General features: G+C 56.6%; 23 protein-coding genes. 9 read left to right on the top strand and 14 right to left on the bottom strand.

Annotation, left to right across the window (positions count from 1 at the left end):
- Positions 1 to 96 precede the first annotated feature (96 nt).
- Positions 97 to 1,098, top strand: coding sequence for an HTH-type transcriptional regulator GalR (gene galR / locus AC6I8B_RS02310; RefSeq protein WP_010251726.1), 1,002 nt, complete (start codon positions 97 to 99; stop codon positions 1,096 to 1,098).
- 33 nt (positions 1,099 to 1,131) lie between these two features.
- Here the strand turns inward: galR and AC6I8B_RS02305 are convergent, their stop codons facing one another.
- The gene (locus AC6I8B_RS02305; protein ID WP_497817569.1) at positions 1,132 to 3,510 is read right to left on the bottom strand and encodes a beta-N-acetylhexosaminidase; all 2,379 of its coding nucleotides are present in this window, start codon (positions 3,508 to 3,510) and stop codon (positions 1,132 to 1,134) included.
- A gap of 249 nt (positions 3,511 to 3,759) precedes the next feature.
- Here AC6I8B_RS02305 and nrdD point away from each other — a divergent pair, with 249 nt between their 5' ends.
- The gene (gene nrdD, locus AC6I8B_RS02300; protein ID WP_033759656.1) at positions 3,760 to 5,898 is read left to right on the top strand and encodes an anaerobic ribonucleoside-triphosphate reductase; all 2,139 of its coding nucleotides are present in this window, start codon (positions 3,760 to 3,762) and stop codon (positions 5,896 to 5,898) included.
- Positions 5,895 to 6,362: an anaerobic ribonucleoside-triphosphate reductase-activating protein gene (nrdG, locus tag AC6I8B_RS02295; protein WP_022625291.1), complete on the top strand. Its 468-nt coding sequence runs from the start codon at positions 5,895 to 5,897 to the stop codon at positions 6,360 to 6,362. Before nrdD ends, nrdG begins: the two co-directional genes overlap by 4 nt.
- On the opposite strand, the gene AC6I8B_RS02290 is transcribed toward nrdG, so the two are convergent.
- Positions 6,354 to 6,989, bottom strand: a complete 636-nt coding sequence (locus tag AC6I8B_RS02290; RefSeq protein WP_033759652.1) for an NAD(P)H-binding protein — start codon at positions 6,987 to 6,989, stop codon at positions 6,354 to 6,356. The genes nrdG and AC6I8B_RS02290 overlap by 9 nt on opposite strands.
- A gap of 144 nt (positions 6,990 to 7,133) precedes the next feature.
- Here AC6I8B_RS02290 and AC6I8B_RS02285 point away from each other — a divergent pair, with 144 nt between their 5' ends.
- Complete coding sequence (locus tag AC6I8B_RS02285; protein WP_010251739.1) at positions 7,134 to 7,655, top strand: type 1 glutamine amidotransferase domain-containing protein; 522 nt, start codon at positions 7,134 to 7,136, stop codon at positions 7,653 to 7,655.
- A gap of 34 nt (positions 7,656 to 7,689) precedes the next feature.
- Here the strand turns inward: AC6I8B_RS02285 and AC6I8B_RS02280 are convergent, their stop codons facing one another.
- Positions 7,690 to 8,118 carry a YhbP family protein gene (locus AC6I8B_RS02280; protein WP_497817568.1) on the bottom strand — a complete coding sequence of 143 codons (429 nt, stop codon included), beginning with the start codon at positions 8,116 to 8,118 and terminating at the stop codon, positions 7,690 to 7,692.
- 75 nt (positions 8,119 to 8,193) lie between these two features.
- Here AC6I8B_RS02280 and AC6I8B_RS02275 point away from each other — a divergent pair, with 75 nt between their 5' ends.
- On the top strand, positions 8,194 to 8,487 hold the full coding sequence (locus AC6I8B_RS02275; protein ID WP_031292823.1) for a GIY-YIG nuclease family protein: 294 nt from the start codon (positions 8,194 to 8,196) through the stop codon (positions 8,485 to 8,487).
- Here AC6I8B_RS02275 and AC6I8B_RS02270 read toward each other — a convergent pair.
- Positions 8,471 to 8,977, bottom strand: coding sequence for a GNAT family N-acetyltransferase (locus tag AC6I8B_RS02270; RefSeq protein WP_010251747.1), 507 nt, complete (start codon positions 8,975 to 8,977; stop codon positions 8,471 to 8,473). The two genes, AC6I8B_RS02275 and AC6I8B_RS02270, sit on opposite strands and share 17 nt — an antisense overlap.
- On the bottom strand, positions 8,971 to 9,495 hold the full coding sequence (gene ubiT / locus AC6I8B_RS02265) for a ubiquinone anaerobic biosynthesis accessory factor UbiT (protein ID WP_010251750.1): 525 nt from the start codon (positions 9,493 to 9,495) through the stop codon (positions 8,971 to 8,973). The genes AC6I8B_RS02270 and ubiT overlap by 7 nt, the downstream gene beginning before the upstream one ends.
- Positions 9,496 to 9,699: 204 nt before the next feature.
- Between ubiT and ubiU the strand changes: the two genes are divergently transcribed.
- The 3 genes from ubiU (at position 9,700) to AC6I8B_RS02250 (ending at position 12,714) form a co-directional block, all read left to right on the top strand.
- A complete protein-coding gene (gene ubiU / locus AC6I8B_RS02260; RefSeq protein WP_052271171.1) occupies positions 9,700 to 10,695 on the top strand; it encodes a ubiquinone anaerobic biosynthesis protein UbiU in 996 nt (331 codons plus the stop codon).
- Between the two features lie 9 nt (positions 10,696 to 10,704).
- Positions 10,705 to 11,583 carry a U32 family peptidase gene (locus AC6I8B_RS02255; protein WP_497817732.1) on the top strand — a complete coding sequence of 293 codons (879 nt, stop codon included), beginning with the start codon at positions 10,705 to 10,707 and terminating at the stop codon, positions 11,581 to 11,583.
- A 120-nt stretch (positions 11,584 to 11,703) separates the two neighbouring features.
- On the top strand, positions 11,704 to 12,714 hold the full coding sequence (locus AC6I8B_RS02250; protein ID WP_010251755.1) for a luciferase-like monooxygenase: 1,011 nt from the start codon (positions 11,704 to 11,706) through the stop codon (positions 12,712 to 12,714).
- On the opposite strand, the gene AC6I8B_RS02245 is transcribed toward AC6I8B_RS02250, so the two are convergent.
- On the bottom strand, positions 12,715 to 13,635 hold the full coding sequence (locus tag AC6I8B_RS02245) for an AraC family transcriptional regulator (protein ID WP_497817567.1): 921 nt from the start codon (positions 13,633 to 13,635) through the stop codon (positions 12,715 to 12,717).
- Between the two features lie 174 nt (positions 13,636 to 13,809).
- Here AC6I8B_RS02245 and AC6I8B_RS02240 point away from each other — a divergent pair, with 174 nt between their 5' ends.
- Complete coding sequence (locus AC6I8B_RS02240; protein WP_172608700.1) at positions 13,810 to 14,556, top strand: SDR family NAD(P)-dependent oxidoreductase; 747 nt, start codon at positions 13,810 to 13,812, stop codon at positions 14,554 to 14,556.
- 55 nt (positions 14,557 to 14,611) lie between these two features.
- Here the strand turns inward: AC6I8B_RS02240 and AC6I8B_RS02235 are convergent, their stop codons facing one another.
- From AC6I8B_RS02235 to infB, 8 genes are all read right to left on the bottom strand, one after another.
- Positions 14,612 to 16,552 carry a DEAD/DEAH family ATP-dependent RNA helicase gene (locus tag AC6I8B_RS02235; RefSeq protein WP_010251762.1) on the bottom strand — a complete coding sequence of 647 codons (1,941 nt, stop codon included), beginning with the start codon at positions 16,550 to 16,552 and terminating at the stop codon, positions 14,612 to 14,614.
- Positions 16,553 to 16,568: 16 nt separating this feature from the next.
- Positions 16,569 to 16,625 carry a protein YrbN gene (yrbN, locus tag AC6I8B_RS02230; protein ID WP_098053093.1) on the bottom strand — a complete coding sequence of 19 codons (57 nt, stop codon included), beginning with the start codon at positions 16,623 to 16,625 and terminating at the stop codon, positions 16,569 to 16,571.
- A 105-nt stretch (positions 16,626 to 16,730) separates the two neighbouring features.
- Positions 16,731 to 17,615, bottom strand: a complete 885-nt coding sequence (nlpI, locus tag AC6I8B_RS02225; protein ID WP_010251765.1) for a lipoprotein NlpI — start codon at positions 17,613 to 17,615, stop codon at positions 16,731 to 16,733.
- 129 nt (positions 17,616 to 17,744) lie between these two features.
- The gene (pnp, locus tag AC6I8B_RS02220) at positions 17,745 to 19,883 is read right to left on the bottom strand and encodes a polyribonucleotide nucleotidyltransferase (RefSeq protein ID WP_010251767.1); all 2,139 of its coding nucleotides are present in this window, start codon (positions 19,881 to 19,883) and stop codon (positions 17,745 to 17,747) included.
- Positions 19,884 to 20,193: 310 nt separating this feature from the next.
- Positions 20,194 to 20,463 (bottom strand): 30S ribosomal protein S15, encoded by a 270-nt coding sequence (rpsO, locus tag AC6I8B_RS02215; protein ID WP_003851063.1) that lies wholly within the window; start codon positions 20,461 to 20,463, stop codon positions 20,194 to 20,196.
- A 131-nt stretch (positions 20,464 to 20,594) separates the two neighbouring features.
- Positions 20,595 to 21,539, bottom strand: a complete 945-nt coding sequence (truB, locus tag AC6I8B_RS02210; RefSeq protein ID WP_497817566.1) for a tRNA pseudouridine(55) synthase TruB — start codon at positions 21,537 to 21,539, stop codon at positions 20,595 to 20,597.
- Positions 21,539 to 21,946 (bottom strand): 30S ribosome-binding factor RbfA, encoded by a 408-nt coding sequence (gene rbfA, locus AC6I8B_RS02205; RefSeq protein WP_010251785.1) that lies wholly within the window; start codon positions 21,944 to 21,946, stop codon positions 21,539 to 21,541. Before rbfA ends, truB begins: the two co-directional genes overlap by 1 nt.
- A gap of 65 nt (positions 21,947 to 22,011) precedes the next feature.
- Positions 22,012 to 24,705, bottom strand: coding sequence for a translation initiation factor IF-2 (gene infB, locus AC6I8B_RS02200; protein WP_010251789.1), 2,694 nt, complete (start codon positions 24,703 to 24,705; stop codon positions 22,012 to 22,014).

The raw sequence follows: 24,705 nt of genomic DNA, 5'->3' as shown, positions 1-24,705 counted from the left end.
TTGCGACGACGCTGGCATTCTGTCGGGTTGATGTGTCAGCCCTTTTCCGTAACACTGATGCGATGTGTAAACGTTTTCCCCAAAGCAGGTCAACGCATGGCTACCATAAAGGATGTTGCGCGACTGGCTGGCGTTTCTGTCGCCACAGTCTCCCGTGTAATCAATAATTCTCCCAAAGCCAGCGACAGCTCCCGACAGGCCGTAGGTCAGGCGATGGAGCAGCTTCAGTATCACCCGAACGCCAACGCACGTGCGCTGGCGCAGCAATCGACCGAAACGCTCGGCCTGATTGTCGGTGACGTCTCCGATCCCTTTTTTGGCGCAATGGTAAAAGCCGTGGATGAGGTGGCAGGTGACACCGGTAACTTTTTGCTGATTGGTAACGGTTACCATAATGAGCAAAAAGAGCGGCAGGCGATTGAACAACTGATGCGTCACCGCTGCGCGGCGCTGGTGGTTCACGCTAAGAAAATCCCGGATGCAGAACTGGAAGTGCTGATGAAGCAGGTGCCTGGCATGGTGCTGCTGAACCGGCTGATAAAAGGCTTTGAAAAACGCTGTATCGCGCTCGACGACCGTTACGGCGCCTGGCTGGCGACCCGTCATCTGATCCAGCTTGGCCACCAGAATATCGCCTTTATCTGCTCGACCCACACTATCTCCGATGCAGAAGATCGCCTGCAGGGTTACTACGATGCGCTGAAAGAACATGGCCTGCCGTGCAGCGATCGGCTGGTCACCTGGGGTGAACCGGATGAAGTGGGCGGTGAGCAGGCGATGACGGAACTGCTGGGTCGCGGCAAGAATTTCACCGCCGTCGCCTGCTACAACGACTCAATGGCCGCCGGCGCGCTGGCGGTGCTGAGCGATAACGGCGTTCGGGTGCCGGAAGAGATGTCGCTGATCGGCTTCGATGATGTGCTGGTTTCGCGCTATGTGCGACCGCGCCTCACCACCATCCGCTATCCGATTGTCACCATGGCGCAGCAGGCGGCCCAGCTGGCGCTGGCGCTGGCCAACAATCAGCCGCTGCCGGAAGTGACCCACATGTTCAGTCCGACCCTGGTGCGCCGCCACTCGGTCAGCGGCCCGGCCTGAGGACGCTATGGCCGGTTTATCCGGCCGCAGCGTTTACTGAAAGGCGCGCAGCAGCGTCTCCAGCGGCCTGACCAGCGCAATCACTGTTTCATCCTGTACCTCTGCGGCGGCATCCAGTGTCGCACGCATCTCCGCCACTTCACTGGCACCAAACGCCTGATTGCGAACGTAAGCATTAACCAGCGCGAGGCCCATGGCGCTCAGCGCCTCGATCTGCTGCACGCTCTGTGCCAGCGGCTTCAGCGTTGCACTGGCGTTAATGATCGGCAGCACCGCGCTGGTGTTAGCCTGCCAGCGCTGCAGCGGCGCGCGAACCGCAGAGGCGGCAGCCGGATTATTACGATTGGCGATTAACACGGCGACCTGCTGCTCCAGCTGACGTACCGCCTCACTCTCAGCGGGCAGTACATCTGCCAGCCGGTTCAGGGGTTCATGGTAGTCGTAATGGCCCGCCTGAAACTTGAGATGCTGACGCGTGTAGTATTGCGCCGGTTCCAGCACCTCGGCCAGAACCCGCAGTGGGGCGATGTCATGCCCACTGGCCAGCCGCATCATCTGCTGCTCCGTCTGCGCATGTTGCAGCGTTCCGACCGACACGCTGCTCCAGCGATCCATCGCCGCCAGCCGCGAATACATCGAGTCGGTATTGGTGACATCCTGCGCCGACCATAACCGCTCGGCCACCACGAAGGCGCGCGGCCACAGTTTGGTATCAATAATCTGGCTGTTGATGTTTTCCGCCCACAGCGCCGCCTCGCCACCCAGCAGATTTTGCTGCACCTGCTCAGGTGTGGGCAGCGCGGGCGCGATGCCCGCAGGCGTCTGCGCCAGCCGTTGGCCGCTGGTGGGATAACGCACGTTGCCTACCTCTGCATAACCTTTAAGAGCGTTCTGTTGCAGCGTAAACACCGGCTGGAACGGCCCCATCCAGCTATCCACGCTAAACCGCACCTGCTGAGTCGAGAGCCAGTTGATCTGACTGACCATCCGGCGGGCTTTGCCATCGAAGTCGATAAAACCGCGCCAGCCTGGTTCTCCCTGTATCAGCGTAAAGCTGCCCTTCACCGGGCTGCCTTTCAGCCGCGGCATGGTGAATGACCAGCTCTGCGCCTGATCGCCTGGCCGCAGACGATCCTGGCCGTTGAGGCCCTGTGGCGTGACCTCATTGCGGTAGTGATAGCTGGCAGGCTGAGGCTGATCGAGGTAGAAACCGGTGGAGAGGATGCCGCGGTAGTTCTCTTTTGCCAGCGCGCTCAGCGCATCCTGACCCTGCCACGACTGGATCAGAATGCTGCGCGGCAGATCGGGATGGGCAATCTCATCCCAGCCCACCATCTGACGGTGATGGGCTTCCAGGATCTTCTCTACCCGCTGATTGAAATATGCCTGAAGCGCATGGGCATCTTTCAGATCGTGATCGCGCATAAACTGCTGGATAGTGGGCGAGTCGTTCCACTGTGTCGGATCCACCTCATCGCCGCCAATGTGCAGCCAGGGATCGGGGAAGATCGCCGCCATCTCACCCACCAGCGTGTCGATCACCTGATAAACCTGTTCGTTGCTGGGATCGAGCAGCGGTTTAAAGACGCCCCAGCCGCGCTCCATCTGCCAGGGGCCGGGTGCGCTAATCAGCTCTGGCATCGCCACCGCCAGCGCGGACGCATGTCCCGGCATATCCAGCTCGGGCACCACACGCACCCCGCGATCGGTGGCATATTTCACGATCTCCCGCATCTGCTGCTGGCTGTAATAGTTGCCATCGCTGCCTTTCTGCTGCAGCTGGGGATAGTGGCTGGAGGCGAAGCGCCAGCCCTGATCGTCAGTAAGATGCCAGTGAAAGACGTTCATGCGCGCGGCGGCGATGCCGTCGATCTGACGTTTAAGCGTCTCCACCGGCATAAAGTGACGCGCCGTGTCGATCAGCACGCCGCGCCACGGAAAGCGCGGATGATCGTGGATGGTGACGTAAGGAATGGTTGTCCCCTGTGCGCCGTTTTGTATCAGCTGCAGCAGGGTTTCCATGCCGCGCATCGCGCCGAAACGGCTGGGCGCGGTTAACAGGATGCCGTCGCCATCGACCTGCAACTGATAGCTCTCATCGCTATCAGGCAGCGGCAGCGGATCCACCGCCTTCGCAATGACGATGCGGATAGTCGGTGCTGCCACCGGCTGGGTGGCGGGCAACAGCGGCCAGCCGGTCTGATTACTGATGCGCTCCAGCCAGCGCGCTTCGGCACCCGCCAGATGATCGCCGGCGATTTGCAGCGTCAGCTGCGGCGTCAGGATAAGCGTGCCGCCGCTGGCGGGCTGTTCCACCTGTTGCGGCCAGGGCATCAGCGGCAGCGGACTGGCCAGGGCGATTGGGCTGAGGGCCGGGAGCAGGAGCAGGAGCAGAGAACGGGGTAACCACATTGGCGGGCATCCTTGTAACGTCAACGTTTTGACAGGGCAGAACGTTGATTAAAGTTGCTGCTCGCCAATCCGCCAGTGGATCCTGCAGGAAACCTGAACCAGCACCCGATTTTTTACATCAGCCGGAGTTTTCCAGCAGGTTGAGGCTTCCTTGTTTCAGGTCAAATCTGATCGCAATAATTCTCAGCAATCACTACATGTAGCGAATAGAATCCTTTCGACCCCTATATGTAGTTTATGGAGAGAGAAATGGCGACGGTGGTAATCAAGCGTGATGGATGCCGGACAGGCTTTGATGCGCAGCGTATTGAGCAGGCCGTGGCGGCGGCGGCAAGGGCAGCCGAAGTAGAAGACGCGGCCTGGTGCGCACAGGTCGCTGAGCGCGTGGCATTGCGGCTGGCCGATTGTCCGGAAGTAGATATCCGTGAAATTCAGTGTGCGGTTGAAGAGACGCTGATGGCGGGCCCTTACCCTCAACTGGCCCGCGCCTACATTGAATACCGCCACGATCGCGATGTCGCCCGCGATCGTCAGAGCCAGTTACATCACGCCATTCGCGGACTGGTCGATCAGACCAATGCGGCGCTGCTGAACGAGAATGCCAACAAAGACAGCAAAGTGATCCCGACGCAGCGCGATCTGCTGGCCGGGATCGTGGCTAAACACTACGCACAGCAGCAGATCCTGCCGCGCGATGTGGTGCTGGCGCACGAGCGCGGCGAGATCCACTATCACGATCTCGACTACTCCCCTTTCTTCCCGATGTTCAACTGCATGCTGATCGATCTGAAAGGCATGCTGACCAACGGTTTCAAAATGGGCAATGCTGAAATTGAGCCGCCTAAATCGATCGCCACCGCCACCGCCGTGACCGCGCAGATCATCGCGCAGGTCGCCAGCCATATTTACGGCGGCACCACCATTAACCGTATTGATGAAGTGCTGGCCCCGTTTGTTGAGCAGAGCTATGCCCGGCATCTGGCGATTGCTGAGCAGTGGCAGATCCCGCAGGCCGAGCAGTATGCGCGCCAGCGTACGGAGAAAGAGTGCTACGACGCCTTTCAGTCGCTGGAGTATGAGGTGAATACCCTGCACACCGCCAACGGCCAGACGCCATTTGTCACCTTTGGTTTTGGTCTGGGGACGGACTGGGCGGCCCGGCTGATTCAGCAGTCGATTCTGCTTAACCGGCTGGCCGGACTGGGTAAAAATCGCAAAACGGCGGTGTTCCCTAAACTGGTGTTCAGCATTCGCGAAGGCGTCAACCGCCGGGCGGGCGACGTTAATTACGATATCAAACAACTGGCGCTGGAGTGCGCCAGCAAGCGGATGTATCCCGACATCCTCAATTACGATCAGGTGGTTAAAGTCACCGGCTCGTTTAAAACCCCAATGGGCTGCCGTAGTTTCCTGGGCGTTTATGAAGAGAACGGCGAGCAGATTCATGAGGGCCGCAACAATATCGGGGTGATCAGCCTGAACCTGCCGCGCATCGCACTGGAAGCGGGCGGTGATGAAGCGCGCTTCTGGACGCTGCTCGATGCGCGACTGCAGCTGGCTAAGCGGGCGCTGATGACGCGGGTGGCGCGGCTGGAGAAGACCAAAGCGCGCGTCGCGCCCATCCTCTATATGGAAGGCGCCTGTGGCGTTCGGCTGAATGCGGATGATGAAGTCGGTCCTATTTTCCGTAATGGCCGCGCGTCGCTGTCGCTGGGCTATATCGGCCTGCATGAAACCCTGAATGCGCTCAGCGGCGGTCATCAGCATCCTTACGATGACGCGGCCCTGCGCGCCAAAGGGGTAGAGATCATTGCTTACATGCGCGATGCCACCGAGCGCTGGAAAGCTGAAACAGGCTATGGGTTCAGCCTTTACAGCACGCCAAGCGAGAATCTGTGCGACCGCTTCTGCCGTCTTGATGCTGCGCAGTTTGGCCTGGTGCCAGGCGTTACCGACAAGGGCTACTACACCAACAGCTTCCATCTTGACGTTGAGAAGAAGGTCAATCCTTACGACAAAATCGACTTTGAAGCGCCCTATCCGCCGCTGGCGAATGGCGGATTCATCTGTTACGGCGAATACCCGAATGTGCAGCACAACCTCAAGGCGCTGGAGGATGTCTGGGATTACAGCTACGACCGCGTGCCCTATTACGGCACTAATACCCCGATTGATGAGTGCTACGAGTGCGGCTTCAACGGCGAGTTCACCTGTACCAGCCGCGGCTTCACCTGTCCGAATTGCGGCAACCACGATCCGGCGCGCGTCTCCGTCACCCGGCGGGTCTGCGGCTATCTGGGCAGCCCGGATGCGCGGCCCTTTAATGCCGGTAAACAGCAGGAAGTGCAGCGTCGGGTGAAGCATCTGTCTGAAGGGCCACTGGGATGATGCACATCCATCGCTACTATGATGTGGATATCGTTAATGGACCTGGCACCCGCTGCACGCTGTTTGTCGCTGGTTGCGAACATCAGTGTCGCGGCTGCTACAACCAGAGCACCTGGCGGCTTGATTCCGGCGTGCCCTTTACGCTTGCGATGGAGGAGCAACTGCTGGCGGATTTGCAGGACACCCGCATTCCGCGCCAGGGATTGTCGCTGAGCGGCGGCGATCCGCTGCATCCGCATAACGTGCCGCACATTCGCCGTCTGGTGAAACGGGTGCGACAGACGTGTCCCGGTAAAGATATCTGGCTCTGGACCGGTTACCGGATGCAGGAGCTGAATGCGGCGCAGCGCGCTGTGCTGGTCTATCTCGACGTGCTGATCGATGGCCGTTTTGTCGAAGAGGAGAAGGATGCCACGCTGCAATGGCGCGGCAGCCGTAATCAGATTATCTGGCAGTTACGCTGAGTGGCGCGGGATTTCGCCAGACTCAATGATATTGACGCTCTCACTCCCCGGCGTAAAAGCCTGCTGGTGCAGACAGCGTGCCACGTCGTGCGCGCTGACCGCCCGCCAGTTGCCCGGCAGCAGCGAAAACAGCGGTCCCGCCAGGCTTTCGCCCCGGCGCTTCTGCGCGCGATCCCCAAGCAGCAATGAAGGCCGCACCAGCGTCAGGCGTGGCCAGCCCTGATGGCGCAGCGCATTCTCCATTTCGCCTTTGACGCGATTGTACAAAAACGGCGAGTGACGACTGGCCCCGTGCGCACTGACCACCAGCATCTGCTTCGCCCCCAGGCGTAATCCGCTTAACCCGCTGTCCACCACCAGGGTGTAATCAACGTGGATAAAGGCCTGTTTACTGCCTGCCTGCTTACGCGTGGTGCCCAGGCAGCAGAACACCGTGTCCAGCGAACTTTGCAGCGGTCCGAGTACATCGGTGAGATCGGCCTCAACCGGGTTCACCACCTTGTTCATCGCGGGCAGTGGCCGACGGGTTGGCGCGATGATCTCATCGACGCGTGGATCCTCAATCAGTAAGCGCAGCAGATGCGACCCGACTAAGCCGGTGGCACCGGTCAGTAATACGCGATTCATCTCAGATTCATCCTTATTTCACTGCTGACTGGTTAAAAGATAGCTGATCTTAACGGCCTGGCTTGCGTTCTCACTCTCAGCGACCAGGCTTATAGCGTTATCCGGAAAGCGCGTCTCGCGCTCCACATGCTGAAGGAGGAAAAAATGAGCAAGAAAGTGGCGGTTTTAATTACCGATGAATTTGAAGACTCAGAATTTACCTCACCTGCGGAAGTTTACAAACGCGCTGGTTTTGAGGTGGTTACCATTGAGAAACAAGCCGGTAATGTCGTTAAAGGCAAGAAAGGCGAAGCGGAAGTGACCATCGATCGCAGCATTGATGACGTCAGCCCGGCTGAATTTGACGCCCTGCTCCTGCCTGGCGGCCACTCGCCCGATGCCCTGCGCGGCGACGATCGTTTTGTTGCTTTTACCAAAGAGTTTGTCGCCAGCGGCAAGCCAATTTTTGCCATCTGCCACGGGCCACAGCTGCTGATTAGCGCTAACGGCGTGCGTGGTCGCAAGATGACTACCGTTAAAGCCGTTGCCATTGACCTGATCAATGCCGGTGCCGACTTCCATGACAAGGAAGTGGTGGTAGACGACGATAAGCTGGTCACCAGCCGCACTCCGGCCGATTTACCGGCCTTTAATCGTGAATCCCTGCGGATCCTCGAAGCGCTGTAAGCCGCGACGCCCTTTTCTGCTGAAAAGGGCGTTTCTATTTCTCCCGCTGCCAGGCAATTTTCTTGCCGAATCCCAGCGCATTATCCGTCATCTTCACTTCATCCAGCACAATCTCCCACAGCGGTGCCGACACTTTGCGTGAGACCGGAAAACGTTTCTGGTAAGCGGCTGTGGCGATCTGCTCTGTTGTCTCCTCCAGCCGTTTGACATGGCCACGATACTGCACCCCTTTAATCAGCAGCACACTTCTGGGCTGGCCATTGACGGTGCCCGCAACCTGCGGATTCTGCACCATTAACTCACCATGGCGGGTATCGGGTTCCGTCATGATCCAGAAGACCATGCGCGTCTCGTCAAAGACGTAGTAGCAGTTAGCGCACCACAGTTGATCGTCGGTGGTACAGCAGAGTGAAAGCACATGCTGCTTTCTCAGATAGCGAACCAGATGGGCGTGATCGGACAAGATAAACTCCTGGCGGTGCACCGGAGAGTGAAGCGCGCTACACTGCCCGGCACCTTTTTTTGGGAAATAATTGCGATGAGTCAGCAGTGGCAACTCTACATCGTCCGTACGGCGAAAGGGAGCCTGTACACCGGTATCACCACGGATGTGGTGCGCCGGGTCGCTCAGCACCAGAGCGGACGCGGCGCCCGCGCGCTGCGCGGCAAAGGGCCGCTGGACCTGGTGTTTCACTGTGACGCGGGCGATCGCGCCAGCGCCTCCAGACTGGAGTATCAGGTCAAGCAGCTGACCCGCCAGCAGAAATTACTGCTGGTGGCGGGCCAGCCCGGCTGTCTGGAGAGCTGGCTGGGTATTACGGCTGGCGATTAAAGGGTTCGGCGTAGTCGATCTGCCCTTCCGCCCCGTCATACGCATTATCCGCCAGACGGTAGACCTGGAACGTTGCCTCTGTGCCCGGCCAGCGGCTGCGCAGGCCGTGGCGTGCCGCCGGTTCAAAACCAAAACGGTTGAACAGCGCCGGATCGCCCAGCACCACTACCGCGCTGTAGCCAAATTCATTGAGCGTATCCAGCCCCTCATAGATTAGCTTGCTGGCAATTCCCTGACCGCGCAGCGTCTCATCGACGGCCAGCGGTGCCAGCCCAACCCAGCCGCGATCTTCACCCTGCACGCTGACCGGACTGAATGCGGCATAACCCAGCACCTGTCCCTCGTCATCCGTCGCGACCACACCTAAGGTCAGCAAGCCATCTTCACGCAGCGCCTGAGTCAGTTCCGCCTCTGCAGAGGTACTGAAGCAGCGTCTGAGCAGCGCGTCGATGCCTGCGGCATCCACGCCAATTTCACTACGAATCAACATGCAGCACCTGCGCGCGCCTGTGCGGCCTTCGCGTCCTGTTTCATGCCGGCGTCGACAAATGCCGCCATCTGCTCAATTGCCGTGCGTAACGCGGTGGGCATAGCCTCGGGTTCAATAGCATCCATTACGTTCTTCACCTCAAGTCCCAGTTCAGTGTCACCTTCAATCACCAGCCGGCGTTGAAAGAACAGCATGTCGGGATCTGCTTTACGTGCTGCCACCAGCAACAGATCATTGGCATTGCCCCGAAACCAGACATCCGCTTCGGACTGTTGCAATACCGCCAGTCGGCCGTCCTGCAGCGTGGTTATCCATTGCAGATTGAGATCGGCAATTTCAATACCCAGCAGGCGACCATCCAGAAAGTCTAACTCACCTTCAGCCAAAGCATGACGAAATTGCCAGTTTAAGAGTTGTTGCAGAAGCAACTTTTTGACCGGGAATGGGGTGAACGCAGCGGGTAACCCTAAGATTTTAGGACCGTTTTTCACACAATGGGCATGTATCCGCTCTAACACTTTCGTCACTCCCTTCAGAAAATTTTACGTATATTGCCATATCCTTTTCTGCGCGCCTCCTCTGAGATCAATAAAAACCGCTGCCATGCAGGTAAAAAAAGCGCCGCCGGGCGGATGAATTTGAATTTCACTGCCCCAAATCAACACGCAGCCCGGACCAGATGCCTAGACTCGACGCCCATCTGCATGTTGAGAGGAATATCTATGGAACTGCTCTGCCCGGCAGGAAACTTACCCGCAGTGCGCACCGCTGTAGAGAATGGCGCTGATGCGGTGTATGTGGGGCTGAAAGATGACACCAATGCCCGTCATTTTGCGGGTCTGAATTTCACCGATAAAAAACTGGCTGAAGCCGCGCGTTATCTTCATCAGCATCGTCGCAAACTGCATGTCGCGATCAACACCTTTGCCCATCCGGATGGCATGGGTCGCTGGCAGCGGGCGATTGATGTGGCGGCGCAAAACGGAGCCGATGCGCTGATCCTGGCGGATATCGCCACGCTGGAGTATGCCGCGACGCACTATCCCCAGGTTGAACGTCATCTTTCTGTACAGGCTTCGGCGACCAATCTGGAGGCGATTCGCTTTTACCATCGCCACTTCAATCTGCAGCGTGTGGTGCTGCCTCGCGTGCTGTCGATTCACCAGGTTAAACAGCTGGCGCGCAGCACACCGGTGCCGCTGGAGGTATTCGCCTTTGGCAGCCTGTGCATCATGGCGGAAGGCCGCTGCTACCTCTCTTCCTGGCTGACCGGTGAATCACCTAACAGCGCCGGTGCCTGCTCTCCGGCGAAGTTTGTGCGCTGGCAGCAGACGCCGCAGGGTATGGAGTCACGTCTTAATGAAGTGTTAATTGATCGCTACGCCCCGGACGAAAGCGCGGGTTATCCGACACTTTGCAAAGGACGCTATATGGTTAACGACAAGCGTTATCACGTGCTGGAGGAGCCCACCAGTCTGAACACGCTGGAGCTGCTGCCGGAACTGCTGCGGGCAGGCATCGCCTCGGTGAAAATCGAAGGCCGTCAGCGCAGCCCTGCCTATGTCGCTGACGTGGCGCGCGTCTGGCGTCAGGCAATTGATCGCTGCAAGGCGCAGCCGGAACAGTTTGAAGTCGCACCACAGTGGATGCAGACGCTGGGCGATCTCTCAGAAGGTTCGCAAACCACGCTGGGTGCTTATCACCGTGAATGGCAATAAGGAGTCATGATGCAATATGCCCTTGGGCCGGTGCTCTGGTACTGGCCGACCGATACGCTGGAAGATTTTTACCAGCAGGCTGCCCGCAGTAGCGCGGATATTATCTACCTTGGCGAAGCGGTGTGCAGTAAACGTCGCGCCACGCCCTATGCCCGCTGGATGGCGCTGGCCCGTGAACTCGCGGCCAGCGGCAAACAGGTGGTGCTGAGCACGCTGGCGCTGCTGCAATCGCCCTCTGAGCTGAAAGAGCTGCAGCGTTACGTAGAGAACGGTGAGTTCCTGATTGAAGCCAATGATATCGGCACGGTAAACATGGCCGCTGAGCGTCATCTGCCCTTTGTCGCGGGCCCGACGCTCAATGTTTATAACGCCGACACGCTGCAGCTGCTGGTCAAAGAGGGCATGACGCGCTGGTGTATGCCGGTGGAGATGTCACGTGACTGGCTGCTACAGCTGCTGGAGCAGTGCGAGACGCGGGGTATCCGGCAGCAGTTTGAGGTGGAGGTGCTGGGCTACGGTCATCTGCCGCTGGCGCTCTCAGCGCGCTGCTTCACCGCCCGCTCGGAAAACCGCGCGAAAGATGACTGCGAAACCTGCTGTATCAACTATCCGACAGGCCGGCGCGTCAACTCCCAGGAGGGGCAGCAGGTGTTCGTCCTCAATGGCATTCAGACCATGAGCGGCTACTGCTATAACCTGGGTAACGATCTGGCCGGTATGCGCGGCCAGATCGATTGCATACGGCTCTCGCCGCAGGATGTGACGACGCTGGCAGAGATCGACCGTTTCCGCGCCAATGAAAACGGTCAGGCTCCGCTAATGGTCGCAAAAGGCAGTGATTGTAACGGTTACTGGCGCAAACTGGCGGGCATGACGCTGGCATCCTGAATAAAAGCACATACCGGCTATATTCCTGCTGAGGTTAGCAGTTTTAATATAAGGAATGATGCGTAATACTAAATGGTGCAGGCCTTAACTTAACGCCTGCGCCATACAACGGGAGTAGTCATGTCTGATAAAAAACCTCTTCGCCTGTCCGTGCTGGATCTCGCGCCGATTCCACAGGGCGCGACCGCTCGGGATGCGTTCCATAATTCGCTGGCGCTGGCGCGTCAGGCTGAAAAACTGGGCTATCAACGCTACTGGCTGGCTGAACATCACAACATGACGGGGATTGCCAGCGCAGCCACCTCCGTGCTGATTGGCTATCTGGCGGCGAATACCGAGACTCTGAAGCTGGGCTCCGGCGGCATTATGTTGCCTAACCATGCGCCGCTGGTGATCGCCGAGCAGTTTGGTACGCTGGCCTCTCTCTATCCTGGCCGTATCGATCTCGGCTTAGGTCGCGCGCCAGGTTCTGACCAGCGCACCATGATGGCGCTGCGCCGTCATCAGGCCAACATGCACATCGACACGTTCCCCGAGGATGTGGCTGAACTGATTAGCTGGTTCGATGCTGAAGCGGATGCGCAGCCGCCAGTGCAGCCGGTACCCGGTCTGGGCCTGCAGATCCCGGTCTGGCTGCTCGGCTCCAGTCTCTACAGCGCACAGCTTTCAGCGAAAATGGGCCTGCCGTTTGCGTTTGCCTCCCATTTTGCCCCTGACCAGCTGTTCCAGGCGCTGCACGTCTACCGTGAAAACTTCCAGCCATCGGCGCGTCTTGACAAGCCTTATGCCATGGTCTGCATTAACGTGATCGCCGCAGATAGTGAGCGTGATGCGCGCTTCCTGTTTACCTCGCAGCAGCAGCAGTTTATTAACCTGCGCCGCGGCAAACCGGGCCCGTTACCGGCACCGGTTGAAAATATGGATAACCTCTGGTCGCCATCAGAACAATATGGTGTACAGCAGGCGCTCAGCATGTCGCTGGTCGGCGATACGGACAAAGTGCGTCATGGGCTGGCCTCGCTGATGCGTGAAACCCAGGCGGATGAAATTATGGTCAATGGCCAGATTTTTGATTCCGAAGCGCGCCTGCGCTCCTTCGCCATTGCGATGGAAGCGGCTAACAGCCTGTAATCAGTTCTGCGGTGGGCGCAATCTGTCCGGGCTCACCGCCAGCTGACGACTATCCCTGGCCGGAGATTGCCCATACAGGCGGCGATACTCTCGGCTGAACTGTGACGCGCTCTGATACCCCACCCGATAGCCTGCCGTACCGGCATCCAGCTTTTCTACCATCATCAAACGTCGCGCCTCATTCAGCCGCAGTTGTTTCTGGTATTGCATCGGCGTCATGGCCGTGACGGCTTTGAAGTGATGATGCAGCGAAGAGATACTCATGCCGACACCGCTGGCGAGCCGATCGATCTTCAGCGGCTGATGAAAGTTTTCCCGCAGCCAGCGGGCAGCCTGCGCGACCCGGTTGCCCGGCCGCTCAGCCAGCGCCATATTCAGGATGCGCGAACCTTCCGGCCCGGTCAGCAGCCGATAGAAAATCTCCTGCTCAATGAGCGGGGCCAGCGCCTCAATGTCCTCAGGATAGTCAAGCAGGCGTACCAGCCGGATAACCGCATCCACCAGCAAAGGTGAGACCTTATGCACGGTGACGCCGCGTTCACTGTCTGGTGTCACCAGCGGCAGCGTCGGGGGAAACTGTTCGAGGTAGCGCATCAGCCGGGATTCATTGATGGCAATACCAATCCCCAGATTGGGTTTTTCCGGCGTGGCGACGGTGACGCAGGCGCGCACCGGCATATCCAGCGTCACCAGCAGCAGATCGCCCGGACCATAGTGCAGCACCTCATCACCGATATGCAGCGCCTTACCGCCCTGTGCCACCAGGGCAAAACTGGCCCATTGAGCAAAGTGCATTGGCTCAGTCGGTGCTGAAACCCGGCCAAAAAACAGGCAATCTATGGCACTGGAATGCCGCCCATCCTCCGGAGCATGACGGGCAATTAACTGCGCCAGCCCCTGCCACTTCTCACTCTCTGTCACTGTGTTCTCCCCTCCCGCTATCTGTGCTGATATTACCTGACGCTGAGCGGAATACCTGTCCCGTTGCGTTACTTTTGCAGGATCGTGCAAGAAGCTTGCAGGATTGCACTACCCGCTTTTCGGCGCCAGCGCGCATAGTCTTTCGACGCAATCATTACGGCGGAGAACAACATAATGAAGGCACTGCAGAATAAAATTGCGCTGGTAACAGGCGCCTCAAAAGGCATTGGTGCGGCGATTGCCATCGCTTTTGCCGCGGCTGGCGCCCGCGTCGTGGTCAATTATCGTCAGGATGAAGTGGGAGCGGCTGACGTGGTCAGCGATATCGTCAACCTGGGCAGTGAAGCCGTGGCGGTACAGGCAGATATCTCTCTCATGCGGGATGTGGAACGGCTCTTCGCCACCACCGCAGAGTGCTTCGGCGCGCCCGACATTGTGGTGAACAATGCGGGCAGTTTTCATCACGGCGAGTTTGCGGCGCTGACGCTGGAGGAGATGCAGCAGCAGATTAACGTTAACCTGCTGGGTACGCTGATGGTCTGTCAGCAGGCGATTCGTCACTTCCCGGCGCACGGCGGCAGCATTATTAATCTCAGCGCCCTGAACAGTAAAAACAGCACGCCGGGTTCCGTGCTCTGGGCGGCAACCAAAGGCGCAGTGGATACCCTGACCCAGGGACTGGCGCGCGAGCTGGGCGCAAAGAACATCCGGGTTAACGCCCTGGCACCAGGCATGATTCTGACGGAAGGATTACTGGCCGCGAAGAGAATGAGCCCGCAGCTCAAAGCGCAACTGCTGGCTGCCACGCCGCTGGGACGCTTTGGTCTGCCGGAAGATGTGGCGCAGGTTGCGCTGTTTCTGGCCTCTGAAGAGTCCGCCTGGGTCAGCGGCGAGCGCGTGATGATCAGCGGCGGTGCCTGACAGGCATAAAAAAAGGGAAGCCATTGGCTTCCCTTTTTGTTACGACGCTAAGTCGTTATGCATCACGACGACGTGGAGCGGCGGCTGCGCCCTCTTCACGACGTGGACCACGGCTACCTTCACGGTTGAAAGTACGTCCGCCGCCTTCACGACCACCTTCACGGCGTTCAGAAGAGAAGCGACGACCACCTTCACGGTTAGCTGCGCCCGGACCGCCTGCACCTGGACCGCTGCGACGCTCACCGCCAGCACCAGCTGGACGACGGTCACCACGGCCTTCGTTCGGCTGTGCATCACCCAGTAACTGCATATTCATCGGCTTGTTCAGAATACGGGTACGGGTAAAGTGCTGCAGCACATCGCCTGGCATGCCTTTCGGCAGCTCGATAGTCGAGTGGGTACCGAACAGCTTGATGTTACCGATGTAACGGCTGCTGATGTCGCCTTCGTTAGCGATAGCGCCAACGATGTGACGAACTTCAACACCATCATCGCGGCCTACTTCGATGCGGTACAGCTGCATTTCGCCAACGTCACGACGTTCGCGACGTGGACGATCGCCATCACGGCTTTCGCGGTTTTCACGCGGAGCACGAGAATCGCCACGCGCTTCACGGCTGTCACGACGGCCATCACGCTCGTCACGATCGCGGTATTCGCGACGTGCCGGACGCGGTGCTTCTGGTGGCAGAATCAGAGGACGTTCGCCCTGTGCCATCTTCAGCAGTGCGGCTGCCAGTGTTTCCAGATCCATTTCGTCTTCTGGCTGCATTTTAGCCAGCAGAGCACGGTACTGATCCAGATCGCTGCTTTCCAGCTGCTGCTGAACTTTAGCAGCGAACTTAGCCAGACGACGCTCACCCAGCAGTTCTGCGTTAGGCAGTTCTACCTCAGGAATGGTCAGCTTCATGGTACGTTCGATGTTACGCAGCAGACGGCGTTCGCGGTTCTCAACGAACAGCAGCGCACGGCCAGCACGACCAGCACGACCGGTACGGCCGATACGGTGAACGTAAGATTCTGAGTCCATCGGGATGTCGTAGTTAACAACCAGGCTGATGCGCTCAACGTCCAGGCCACGGGCCGCAACGTCGGTTGCAATCAGAATGTCGAGACGACCATCTTTCAGGCGCTCAAGCGTCTGCTCACGCAGAGCCTGGTTCATGTCACCGTTCAGCGCGGCGCTGTTATAGCCACTACGTTCCAGCGCTTCTGCCACTTCCATGGTTGCGTTTTTGGTACGCACGAAGATGATGGCAGCATCAAAGTCTTCTGCTTCCAGGAAGCGAACCAGTGCGTCTGTTTTACGACCGTAAGCGGTCCAGTAGCTCTGGCTGATATCAGGACGCGTGGTCAGGCTTGACTGAATACGCACTTCCTGTGGATCTTTCATGAAGCGTTTGGTGATACGACGAATCGCTTCCGGCATGGTTGCAGAGAACAGCGCGGTCTGATGATCGGCTGGAATTTGCGCCATGATGGTTTCAACGTCTTCGATGAAGCCCATGCGCAGCATTTCGTCTGCTTCATCCAGTACCAGGCCACGCAGGTTAGAAAGGTCTAACGTGCCGCGTTTCAGGTGGTCAAGCAGACGGCCAGGCGTACCCACAACAACCTGTGGTCCCTGACGCAGTGCGCGCAGCTGCACGTCATAACGCTGGCCGCCGTAAAGGGCAACCACGTTCAGGCCACGCATGTGTTTAGAGAATTCGGTAACTGCTTCAGCAACCTGTACCGCCAGTTCGCGGGTAGGTGCCAGCACCAGGATTTGTGGCGCTTTAACAGTAGGATCAATGTTGTGTAACAGCGGCAGAGAGAACGCCGCGGTTTTACCACTCCCGGTCTGCGCCATGCCTAACACGTCACGGCCCGCCAGCAGGTGAGGAATACACTCAGCCTGGATTGGGGATGGCTTTACGTAGCCCATGCCATTCAGTGATTCAAGGATGTCGGCGTTCAGGCCAAGGTCAGCAAAAGTGGTTTGAATATCAGTCATGTAGTACACGTGCCTCTTAGATTGCGGCGGCCAGTCTACATAACTCGTCGTGAAAACTTTCAGTCATTTTCATCAAAAAGTGTGAACCGGCTCAAATTAAAAGTTTTGACGAACAGAAAAGCCTTCATCCTTTAAGATGATGACTTAACAGGTTTTACAGGCAAATTAAGTTCGTCAGCTATTGCTGGTCAGATTCTGATAAATCGTCTTGTGCCTGGCCGAGTTGCGCCAGTTCCAACAATGCGTATCGGTGTTCAACAAAGTTATTGACGTTGTTGGCCACCGCCAGTTTGAACAACGCTTTCGCGTCGTCCTTCTCCCCCAGACTTAGGTAGTACTTACCTAAATAGAAGTTGGTTTCACTGAGATGTTCAGCGAGCGAGGTGTTATCCGTTGCGTCCGCCTTGAGACTTTCCATCAACGTTTTCTCGTTGATATCTCCAAGGTAGAACTCGACAATATTCCATCCCCATTGATCTCTGACCGCTTTGTCGTGACGCTGTTGAAGCGCGACTTTTGCCTTGTCGACATCCATCTCACGTTCAACGAGATAGAGCCACAAACTGCGGAAAGGATCGTTAGGATCGTCTTGATAAAACGCCAGCAGATCATCTTGCGCTAACTTGTATCGACCGCCGTAATAGAGGGCGATACCACGGTTTAAATGCGCATAGTTGTAAGTTGGATCAAGCTCAAGTACAGAATCAAACGCTTCATAGGCGGCATCAAAGTTGCCCGCCTGCGTTAAATATATGCCTAAGTAGTTAAACACTTCGGGCATATCTGGTCTTATAGACAGCGCTTGCGAAAAATCGTTCCGCGCTAATGCCCGCAGACCTAAACTATCATACAACACTCCGCGCTCATATAACAGCTGTGCGCGTTCATCATCGGTGAGAGCGCGACTGGCAAGAATTTGTTCCATGCGCGCCAGTATCACTTCCTGCTGCAGTGTGGGCTGTAAAGGCACTGCAAGAACTTCGTTCTTACGCCAATTGGAGTTGCTGCATCCTGCCAGCGTCAAAGCTGTCGCAACAAAACACCAGCGCAGAAAAGGCTTCATTTCCCACTCCCGAATACAAACATTGGGATAACCATCCTGTCATCCGCCTGCTGTGCACAAGGATTCCCGCCCTCGCGATGATACAAACGCCCCTCTCTGCCAGGCAGAGAGGGGCAAATCAGCAACGACTTATTCAGCAGCGTCAGGCGTGGTCACCGCGACAGCTTCTTCAGCCTGCGGCTTAGATTCTGTCGCTTCTTTGATGCTCAGACGTACACGGCCCTGGCGATCAACTTCCATCACCTTAACCGGTACTTCCTGACCCATCTGCAGATAGTCGGTCACTTTCTCAACGCGCTTATCAGCGATTTGTGAAATGTGAACCAGACCTTCTTTACCACCGCCGATTGCAACGAAGGCGCCGAAGTCAACGATACGGGTCACTTTACCACTGTAAACGCGGCCCACTTCGATCTCTGCGGTAATCTCTTCGATACGACGAATCGCTTCTTTCGCTTTCAGACCATCGGTCGCAGCGATTTTCACGGTGCCGTCATCTTCAATTTCAATCGTTGTGCCGGTCTCTTCGGTCAGTGCACGAATCACTGAGCCGCCTTTACCGATCACATCTTTGATCTTGTCAGAGCTGATTTTGATGGTGTAAATGCGTGGTGCGAATTCAGAAATCTCAGTACGCGGTGTGCTGATAGCCTGTTCCATAACGCCCAGAATGTGCAGACGTGCACCACGGGCCTGGTTCAGCGCTTCCTGCATGATTTCACGCGTGATGCCTTCGATTTTGATGTCCATCTGCAGCGCAGTGATACCTTCACGGCTACCAGCTACTTTGAAGTCCATGTCGCCCAGGTGATCTTCATCGCCCAGGATGTCAGACAGAACAACAAACTTCTCATCTTCTTTCACCAGACCCATTGCGATACCGGCAACGGCGGCTTTGATTGGCACACCTGCATCCATCAGCGCCAGTGAGGCACCGCAGACAGAGGCCATTGAAGAAGAGCCGTTAGATTCGGTGATTTCAGAAACAACACGAATGGTGTAAGGGAAATCTTCCGCTTTAGGCATTACCGCTAACACGCCGCGCTTCGCCAGACGACCGTGACCAATCTCACGACGCTTCGGCGAACCTACCATGCCGGTTTCGCCGACAGAGTATGGAGGGAAGTTGTAATGGAACAGGAAGCTGTCGGTACGTTCACCCATCAGCTCATCAAGGTTCTGCGCATCGCGGGTCGTACCCAGCGTTGCAGTAACCAGTGCCTGCGTCTCACCACGAGTGAACAGTGATGAACCGTGTGTACGTGGCAATACGCCAGTACGCACATCCAGACCACGGATCATATCTTTTTCACGACCATCGATGCGTGGCTCGCCATTCAGGATGCGAGTACGAACGACGGTTTTTTCAAGGCTATGCACGATGTCGCCGATTTCTGAACCATCCAGCGTTTCATCTTCAGCCAGCAGCGCAGCGATGGTTTCGTCTTTAATGACGCCAACCTGGGTGTAACGCTCCTGCTTGTCAGTGATGCGGTAAGCATCGCTGATGCGCGCTTCTGCCAGGGCAGCAACGCGAGAAATCAGTGCGGTATTGGCCGCTTCTGGCTGCCAGTCCCAGCGTGGTTTGCCCGCTTCAGCAACCAGGGCATTGATGTTTTCGATAACAATCTGCTGCTGGTCGTGACCAAAGACCACGGCGCCCAGCATCTGCTCTTCTGACAGGATCTCAGCTTCAGATTCAACCATCAGAACGGCATTCTGCGTACCGGCAACCACCAGATCCAGACGAGACTGTTTCAGCTCATCTGCGGTTGGGTTCAGGACATATTGATCGTTGATGTAACCAACACGCGCAGAACCAATTGGGCCATTGAACGGCAGACCAGAAAGCGCCAGTGCAGCAGAAGCACCGATCATGGCAACGATGTCCGGATGAACCTGTGGGTTCACAGAGACAACAGTGGCGATAACCTGAACTTCGTTAACAAAACCTTCCGGGAACAGCGGACGAATCGGGCGGTCAATCAGACGCGAAATCAGGGTTTCGCCTTCGCTTGGACGGCCTTCACGACGGAAGAAGCTGCCTGGGATACGACCAGCAGCGTAAGTACGCTCCTGATAGTTCACGGTCAGTGGGAAGAAATCCTGACCTGGTTTAGATTTTTTCTGACCTACTACAGTGACGAATACTGCAGTATCGTCCATGCTCACCATAACAGCGGCTGTCGCCTGGCGAGCCATCATGCCGGTTTCCAGCGTGACGGTATGTTGACCATATTGGAATTTGCGTACGATCGGATTCAGCAAAATCAAAGTCCTTAACTTCGGGGCATGGCTATCTGTAGCCCGCCATTGATTACCAATCTTCAGTTGCATCCTCGCGACTAATGACAACCCTCGACCGCCCCTGCGGTAAAGCCTCTCATTAGCCGCGCGAAATTCTGCAAACTAAAGATCACACTAAGCAACAATACATCAGTTTGGTCCGGATTGCTGCCGATTGCTCGAAAAAAGGGGCCATAAAGGCCCCCTCTTCACGAAACTCGCACAAATCTGATCGTAAGCTGCACAGAGTGCAAAAGCCCGCATAATGCCCCGACGATCAGATTCTTCAGACTTAGCGACGCAGACCGAGACTTTCGATCAGGCTGCTGTAGCGTGCAACGTCTTTACGCTTCAGGTAGTCCAGCAGCTTACGACGCTGAGATACCATGCGCAGCAGACCGCGGCGGCTGTGGTGGTCTTTTTTGTGCTCAGAGAAGTGACCCTGCAGATGGGTAATCTGCGCGGTCAACAGGGCAACCTGAACTTCAGTTGAACCGCTGTCGTTAGCACCACGGCCATATTTAGCAACGATCTCCGCTTTAGCTTCTACGCTTAGAGACATAATAAACTCCAGTAATAAATGAATGTATGGGTGCCGATCTCTAATTCAGCATCCCGCTTTAAAGCCGCGCTATTCTACTCTGCGCCCGATAGCAACGCAAATGCCCCATCAGCGAAAAGTGAACGCCTGGCTCAATCCTGATACTCAACCACTAAACGACGTGGCGCAAGCCGGCCATCGTCGGCAATTTCTGCCATACCGATAAACTTACGCGCTTCGCCTTCCGATACCCTTACCAGCCCCTGGGCAGGCGCATTACTGGTCTGTACCGGCTGTCCCTGGCGGAAGAAATCTGCCACGGCAGGCGGGATATTCACTTCAGGGAAATCACAGGCGGGGCTGTCCATCGGCAACAACAGCGGATCGAGCTGCGTTTCCAGTGGAATGCCGGCTTCTGTGGCTTCCGTCAGCAGGGTGTTGAGCTGTTCCAGCGTCACCATCCTTTCATACGGATAACGGGCAACCTGCACGCGACGCAGCATAATCACGTGCGCACCGCATCCCAGCTTTTCGCCCAGGTCATCGATGATGGTGCGGATATAGGTGCCTTTGGAGCAGTGAATTTCCAGCTCCAGCTCGTTATCCTGCCAGCGAATAAATTGCAGCTCATAGACAGTGATGGGGCGCGGTTCACGCGCAATCTCAATGCCCTGACGCGCATATTCATACAGCGGACGTCCCTGATGCTTCAGTGCCGAAAACATAGAAGGCACCTGCAGCGTTTCGCCGCGGAAGCTCTCCAGAGCACTGTCCAGATCGGCCTGACTGAAGCTGACCGGACGCGTCTGCACGATGTTGCCATCGGCGTCTGACGTGTCGGTCCGCTCGCCCAGTCGGGCAATCACGCGATAGCGTTTATCGGAATCGAGCAGATACTGCGAAAACTTCGTCGCTTCACCCAGGCAGATCGGCAACATGCCGGTAGCCAGAGGATCCAGCGCGCCGGTATGTCCTGCGCGATTCGCGTTAAAGATACGCTTCACTTTCTGCAGGACATCATTCGACGAGACGCCTTGTGGCTTATCCAGCAACAACACGCCATGGACGTCGCGACCGCGACGACGCGGACGACTCATTACGCCTCCTCGTCATCGCCAGTGGCGTCCGGACCACGGCGCTCAGTATCGTTCTTCACGACGCTGGTGACGAGATTGGACATGCGCATCCCTTCGACTAACGAGTTGTCGTAGAAGAAAGTCAGCTCAGGCACGATACGCAGACGCATCGCTTTGCCCAGCAGAATGCGGATATAACCTGACGCTTCTTTCAGCGCTTTCAGGCCATGTTTAATCGCTTCTTCATCTTTGTCGTTGAGGAAAGTCACGAACACTTTTGCGTAAGCGAGATCGCGTGAGACTTCAACGCCTGATACGGTGACCATCATGCCAAGACGTGGATCTTTGATCTCACGCTGCAGGATCATCGCAATCTCTTTTTGCAGCTCTTGTGAAACGCGCTGCGGGCGACCAAATTCTTTCGCCATCATTATTTCTCCCAAATAATTCGGGAGGCCAGAGGCCTCCCAAATTGCAACACATCAGCAGTCTATTACTCGATGGTGCGTTTAATTTCGATGATTTCAAACACTTCGATCATATCGCCAACGCGAACGTCGTTGTAGTTCTTCACGCCGATACCGCACTCCATGCCGTTACGCACTTCGTTGACGTCATCTTTAAAGCGACGCAGAGATTCCAGCTCGCCTTCGTAAATTACCACGTTGTCGCGCAGGACACGGATTGGATTGTGACGCTTGATGTTACCTTCCGTCACCATACAACCGGCAATCGCGCCAAACTTCGGTGATTTGAACACATCGCGCACCGCAGCCAGACCGATGATCTGCTGTTTGTACTCTGGTGCCAGCATGCCGCTCATCGCCGCTTTAACTTCGTCAATCAGGTTATAGATGACAGAGTAGTAGCGCAGATCCAGGCTTTCTGCGTCAATGACGCGACGCGCAGAGGCATCGGCACGAACGTTGAAGCCAAGGAGGATGGCGTTAGAGGCCGCAGCCAGGGTCGCATCGGTTTCGGTAATCCCGCCCACGCCTGAACCCACAATCTTCACCTTCACTTCGTCGGTGGAGAGTTTCTGCAGGGAGTCGGAGATTGCTTCCACAGAACCCTGAACGTCAGCTTTCAGAACGATGTTCAGTTCAGACACTTCGCCTTCGGTCATGTTAGCAAACATGTTCTCGAGCTTAGATTTCTGCTGGCGAGCCAGTTTAACTTCGCGGAATTTGCCCTGACGATAGAGCGCAACTTCACGTGCTTTCTTCTCGTCACGTACCACGGTCGCTTCATCACCCGCAGCCGGCACGCCGGACAGGCCCAGAATCTCAACCGGGATAGATGGACCCGCTTCCATGACTTCGCGACCCAGTTCGTCACGCATTGCACGAACGCGGCCATATTCGAAACCACAAAGAACGATGTCGCCTTTGTTCAGCGTACCTTCACGTACCAGCACGGTGGCAACCGGACCACGACCTTTGTCGAGGAACGATTCGATCACCACGCCGCTTGCCATACCTTCACGGATAGCGGTCAGTTCCAGCACTTCCGCCTGCAGCAGGATAGCGTTTAACAGGTCATCAATGCCGGTACCCGCTTTCGCAGAGACATTAACGAACATGTTTTCGCCGCCCCACTCTTCCGGAATGATACCGTACTGAGTCAGTTCGTTTTTAACACGATCCGGATCCGCTTCTGGCTTATCGCACTTGTTCACTGCAACCACAACCGGCACTTTAGCGGCTTTGGCGTGCTGAATAGCTTCGACAGTCTGTGGCATCACGCCATCGTCTGCTGCAACCACCAGGATAACGATATCGGTCGCCTGCGCACCACGTGCACGCATCGCGGTAAACGCGGCGTGGCCCGGGGTATCCAGGAAGGTAACCATACCGTTGTCGGTTTCAACGTGGTAAGCACCGATGTGCTGAGTAATACCGCCCGCTTCGCCAGAGGCGATTTTAGTGGAACGGATATAGTCCAGCAGGGACGTTTTACCGTGGTCGACGTGGCCCATGATGGTGACAACCGGAGCACGAGACTCCTGCGCAGCATCAGTATCACGATCGTCCATTACCGCTTCTTCCAGCTCGTTCTCACGACGCAGGGTCACTTTGTGGCCCATCTCTTCGGCAACGAGCTGTGCAGTTTCCTGGTCGATGACCTGGTTAATGGTCGCCATGGCGCCCATTCTCATCATCGCTTTAATGACCAGAGAACCTTTCACCGCCATTTTGTTAGCCAGTTCGGCTACGGTGATAGTTTCGCCAATCACAACATCGCGGTTAACGGCCTGCGCTGGCTTGTTGAAGCCCTGCTGCAGTGCGCTAGGTTTGCGATGCTTGCCGCCTTTACCACCACGAACCTGCGCACGCGCTTCTTCACGGTCAGTTTTGGCTTCAGAGTGTTTGTTGCCTTTTTTCGCCGGACGCGCAGCTTTAGCAGTAGTACGCGCACGCGCACGACCTGCTTCAACCTGACGGTCGTTTTCGTCTTCCGCCTGACGGGCATGGGTCGAAGTGGTGACGTGATAGTCGCCTTTATCCTCTTCTTCCGGTTTTTCCCATTCAGCTGATTTCTCTTCAGCCAGACGGCGGGCTTCTTCTGCTACGAGGCGGGCAGCCTCTTCAAGCTTACGGCGGGCTTCTTCTTCAGCTTTACGCTTCAGTTCGGCAGCTTCAGCTTCGCGACGGGCTTTGTCTGATTGCGCAGCCCTGGTCACTTCGTCGGTAGGTTGATTTGTCACTTTTTCATTTTCCGCTGCTGCACGTTTGGCCTTGTCAGCGGCTTCGCGCCTGGCTTTATCTTCGGCTTCACGTTGCGCTTTCTGTTCAGCTTCGCGACGGGCTTTTTCTTCAGCCTCGCGTTGCGCCTGCTCTTCCGCTTCACGCTGCGCCTCGGCTTCAGCTTCTGCCTGAGCTTGCTCAGCCTCTGCATCACCCTTCACATAGGTACGCTTTTTGCGGACTTCAATTTGCACCGACTTACTTTTACCCCCGGTACCTGGAATATTCAAGGTGCTGCGCGTTTTACGCTGCAGCGTCAGCTTAGCTGAACCGACCTGACCGTGTTCACGGTTCAGATGAGATAGTAAGGTTTCTTTCTCTTGCTGGGTCACCGCGTCATTTTCAGACTTAGGGATCCCCGCATCAGCAAATTGCTGTACCAGGCGATCGACCGGAGTCTGAATTTCTGCGGCCAGCGATTTTACGGTTACATCTGTCAT

Source organism: Pantoea sp. X-Soil-ISGK-285 (assembly GCF_059730815.1).
This window is presented reverse-complemented; position numbering and strand designations above follow the sequence as displayed.

Coding starts and splice junctions, on each gene's coding strand:
- galR (WP_010251726.1), top strand. CDS start 97: ATGGCTACCATAAAGGATGTTGCGCGACTGGCTGGCGTTTCTGTCGCC.
- AC6I8B_RS02305 (WP_497817569.1), bottom strand. CDS start 3,510: ATGTGGTTACCCCGTTCTCTGCTCCTGCTCCTGCTCCCGGCCCTCAGC.
- nrdD (WP_033759656.1), top strand. CDS start 3,760: ATGGCGACGGTGGTAATCAAGCGTGATGGATGCCGGACAGGCTTTGAT.
- nrdG (WP_022625291.1), top strand. CDS start 5,895: ATGATGCACATCCATCGCTACTATGATGTGGATATCGTTAATGGACCT.
- AC6I8B_RS02290 (WP_033759652.1), bottom strand. CDS start 6,989: ATGAATCGCGTATTACTGACCGGTGCCACCGGCTTAGTCGGGTCGCAT.
- AC6I8B_RS02285 (WP_010251739.1), top strand. CDS start 7,134: ATGAGCAAGAAAGTGGCGGTTTTAATTACCGATGAATTTGAAGACTCA.
- AC6I8B_RS02275 (WP_031292823.1), top strand. CDS start 8,194: ATGAGTCAGCAGTGGCAACTCTACATCGTCCGTACGGCGAAAGGGAGC.
- AC6I8B_RS02270 (WP_010251747.1), bottom strand. CDS start 8,977: ATGTTGATTCGTAGTGAAATTGGCGTGGATGCCGCAGGCATCGACGCG.
- ubiU (WP_052271171.1), top strand. CDS start 9,700: ATGGAACTGCTCTGCCCGGCAGGAAACTTACCCGCAGTGCGCACCGCT.
- AC6I8B_RS02255 (WP_497817732.1), top strand. CDS start 10,705: ATGCAATATGCCCTTGGGCCGGTGCTCTGGTACTGGCCGACCGATACG.
- AC6I8B_RS02250 (WP_010251755.1), top strand. CDS start 11,704: ATGTCTGATAAAAAACCTCTTCGCCTGTCCGTGCTGGATCTCGCGCCG.
- AC6I8B_RS02240 (WP_172608700.1), top strand. CDS start 13,810: ATGAAGGCACTGCAGAATAAAATTGCGCTGGTAACAGGCGCCTCAAAA.
- AC6I8B_RS02235 (WP_010251762.1), bottom strand. CDS start 16,552: ATGACTGATATTCAAACCACTTTTGCTGACCTTGGCCTGAACGCCGAC.
- nlpI (WP_010251765.1), bottom strand. CDS start 17,615: ATGAAGCCTTTTCTGCGCTGGTGTTTTGTTGCGACAGCTTTGACGCTG.
- rpsO (WP_003851063.1), bottom strand. CDS start 20,463: ATGTCTCTAAGCGTAGAAGCTAAAGCGGAGATCGTTGCTAAATATGGC.
- truB (WP_497817566.1), bottom strand. CDS start 21,539: ATGAGTCGTCCGCGTCGTCGCGGTCGCGACGTCCATGGCGTGTTGTTG.
- rbfA (WP_010251785.1), bottom strand. CDS start 21,946: ATGGCGAAAGAATTTGGTCGCCCGCAGCGCGTTTCACAAGAGCTGCAA.
- infB (WP_010251789.1), bottom strand. CDS start 24,705: ATGACAGATGTAACCGTAAAATCGCTGGCCGCAGAAATTCAGACTCCG.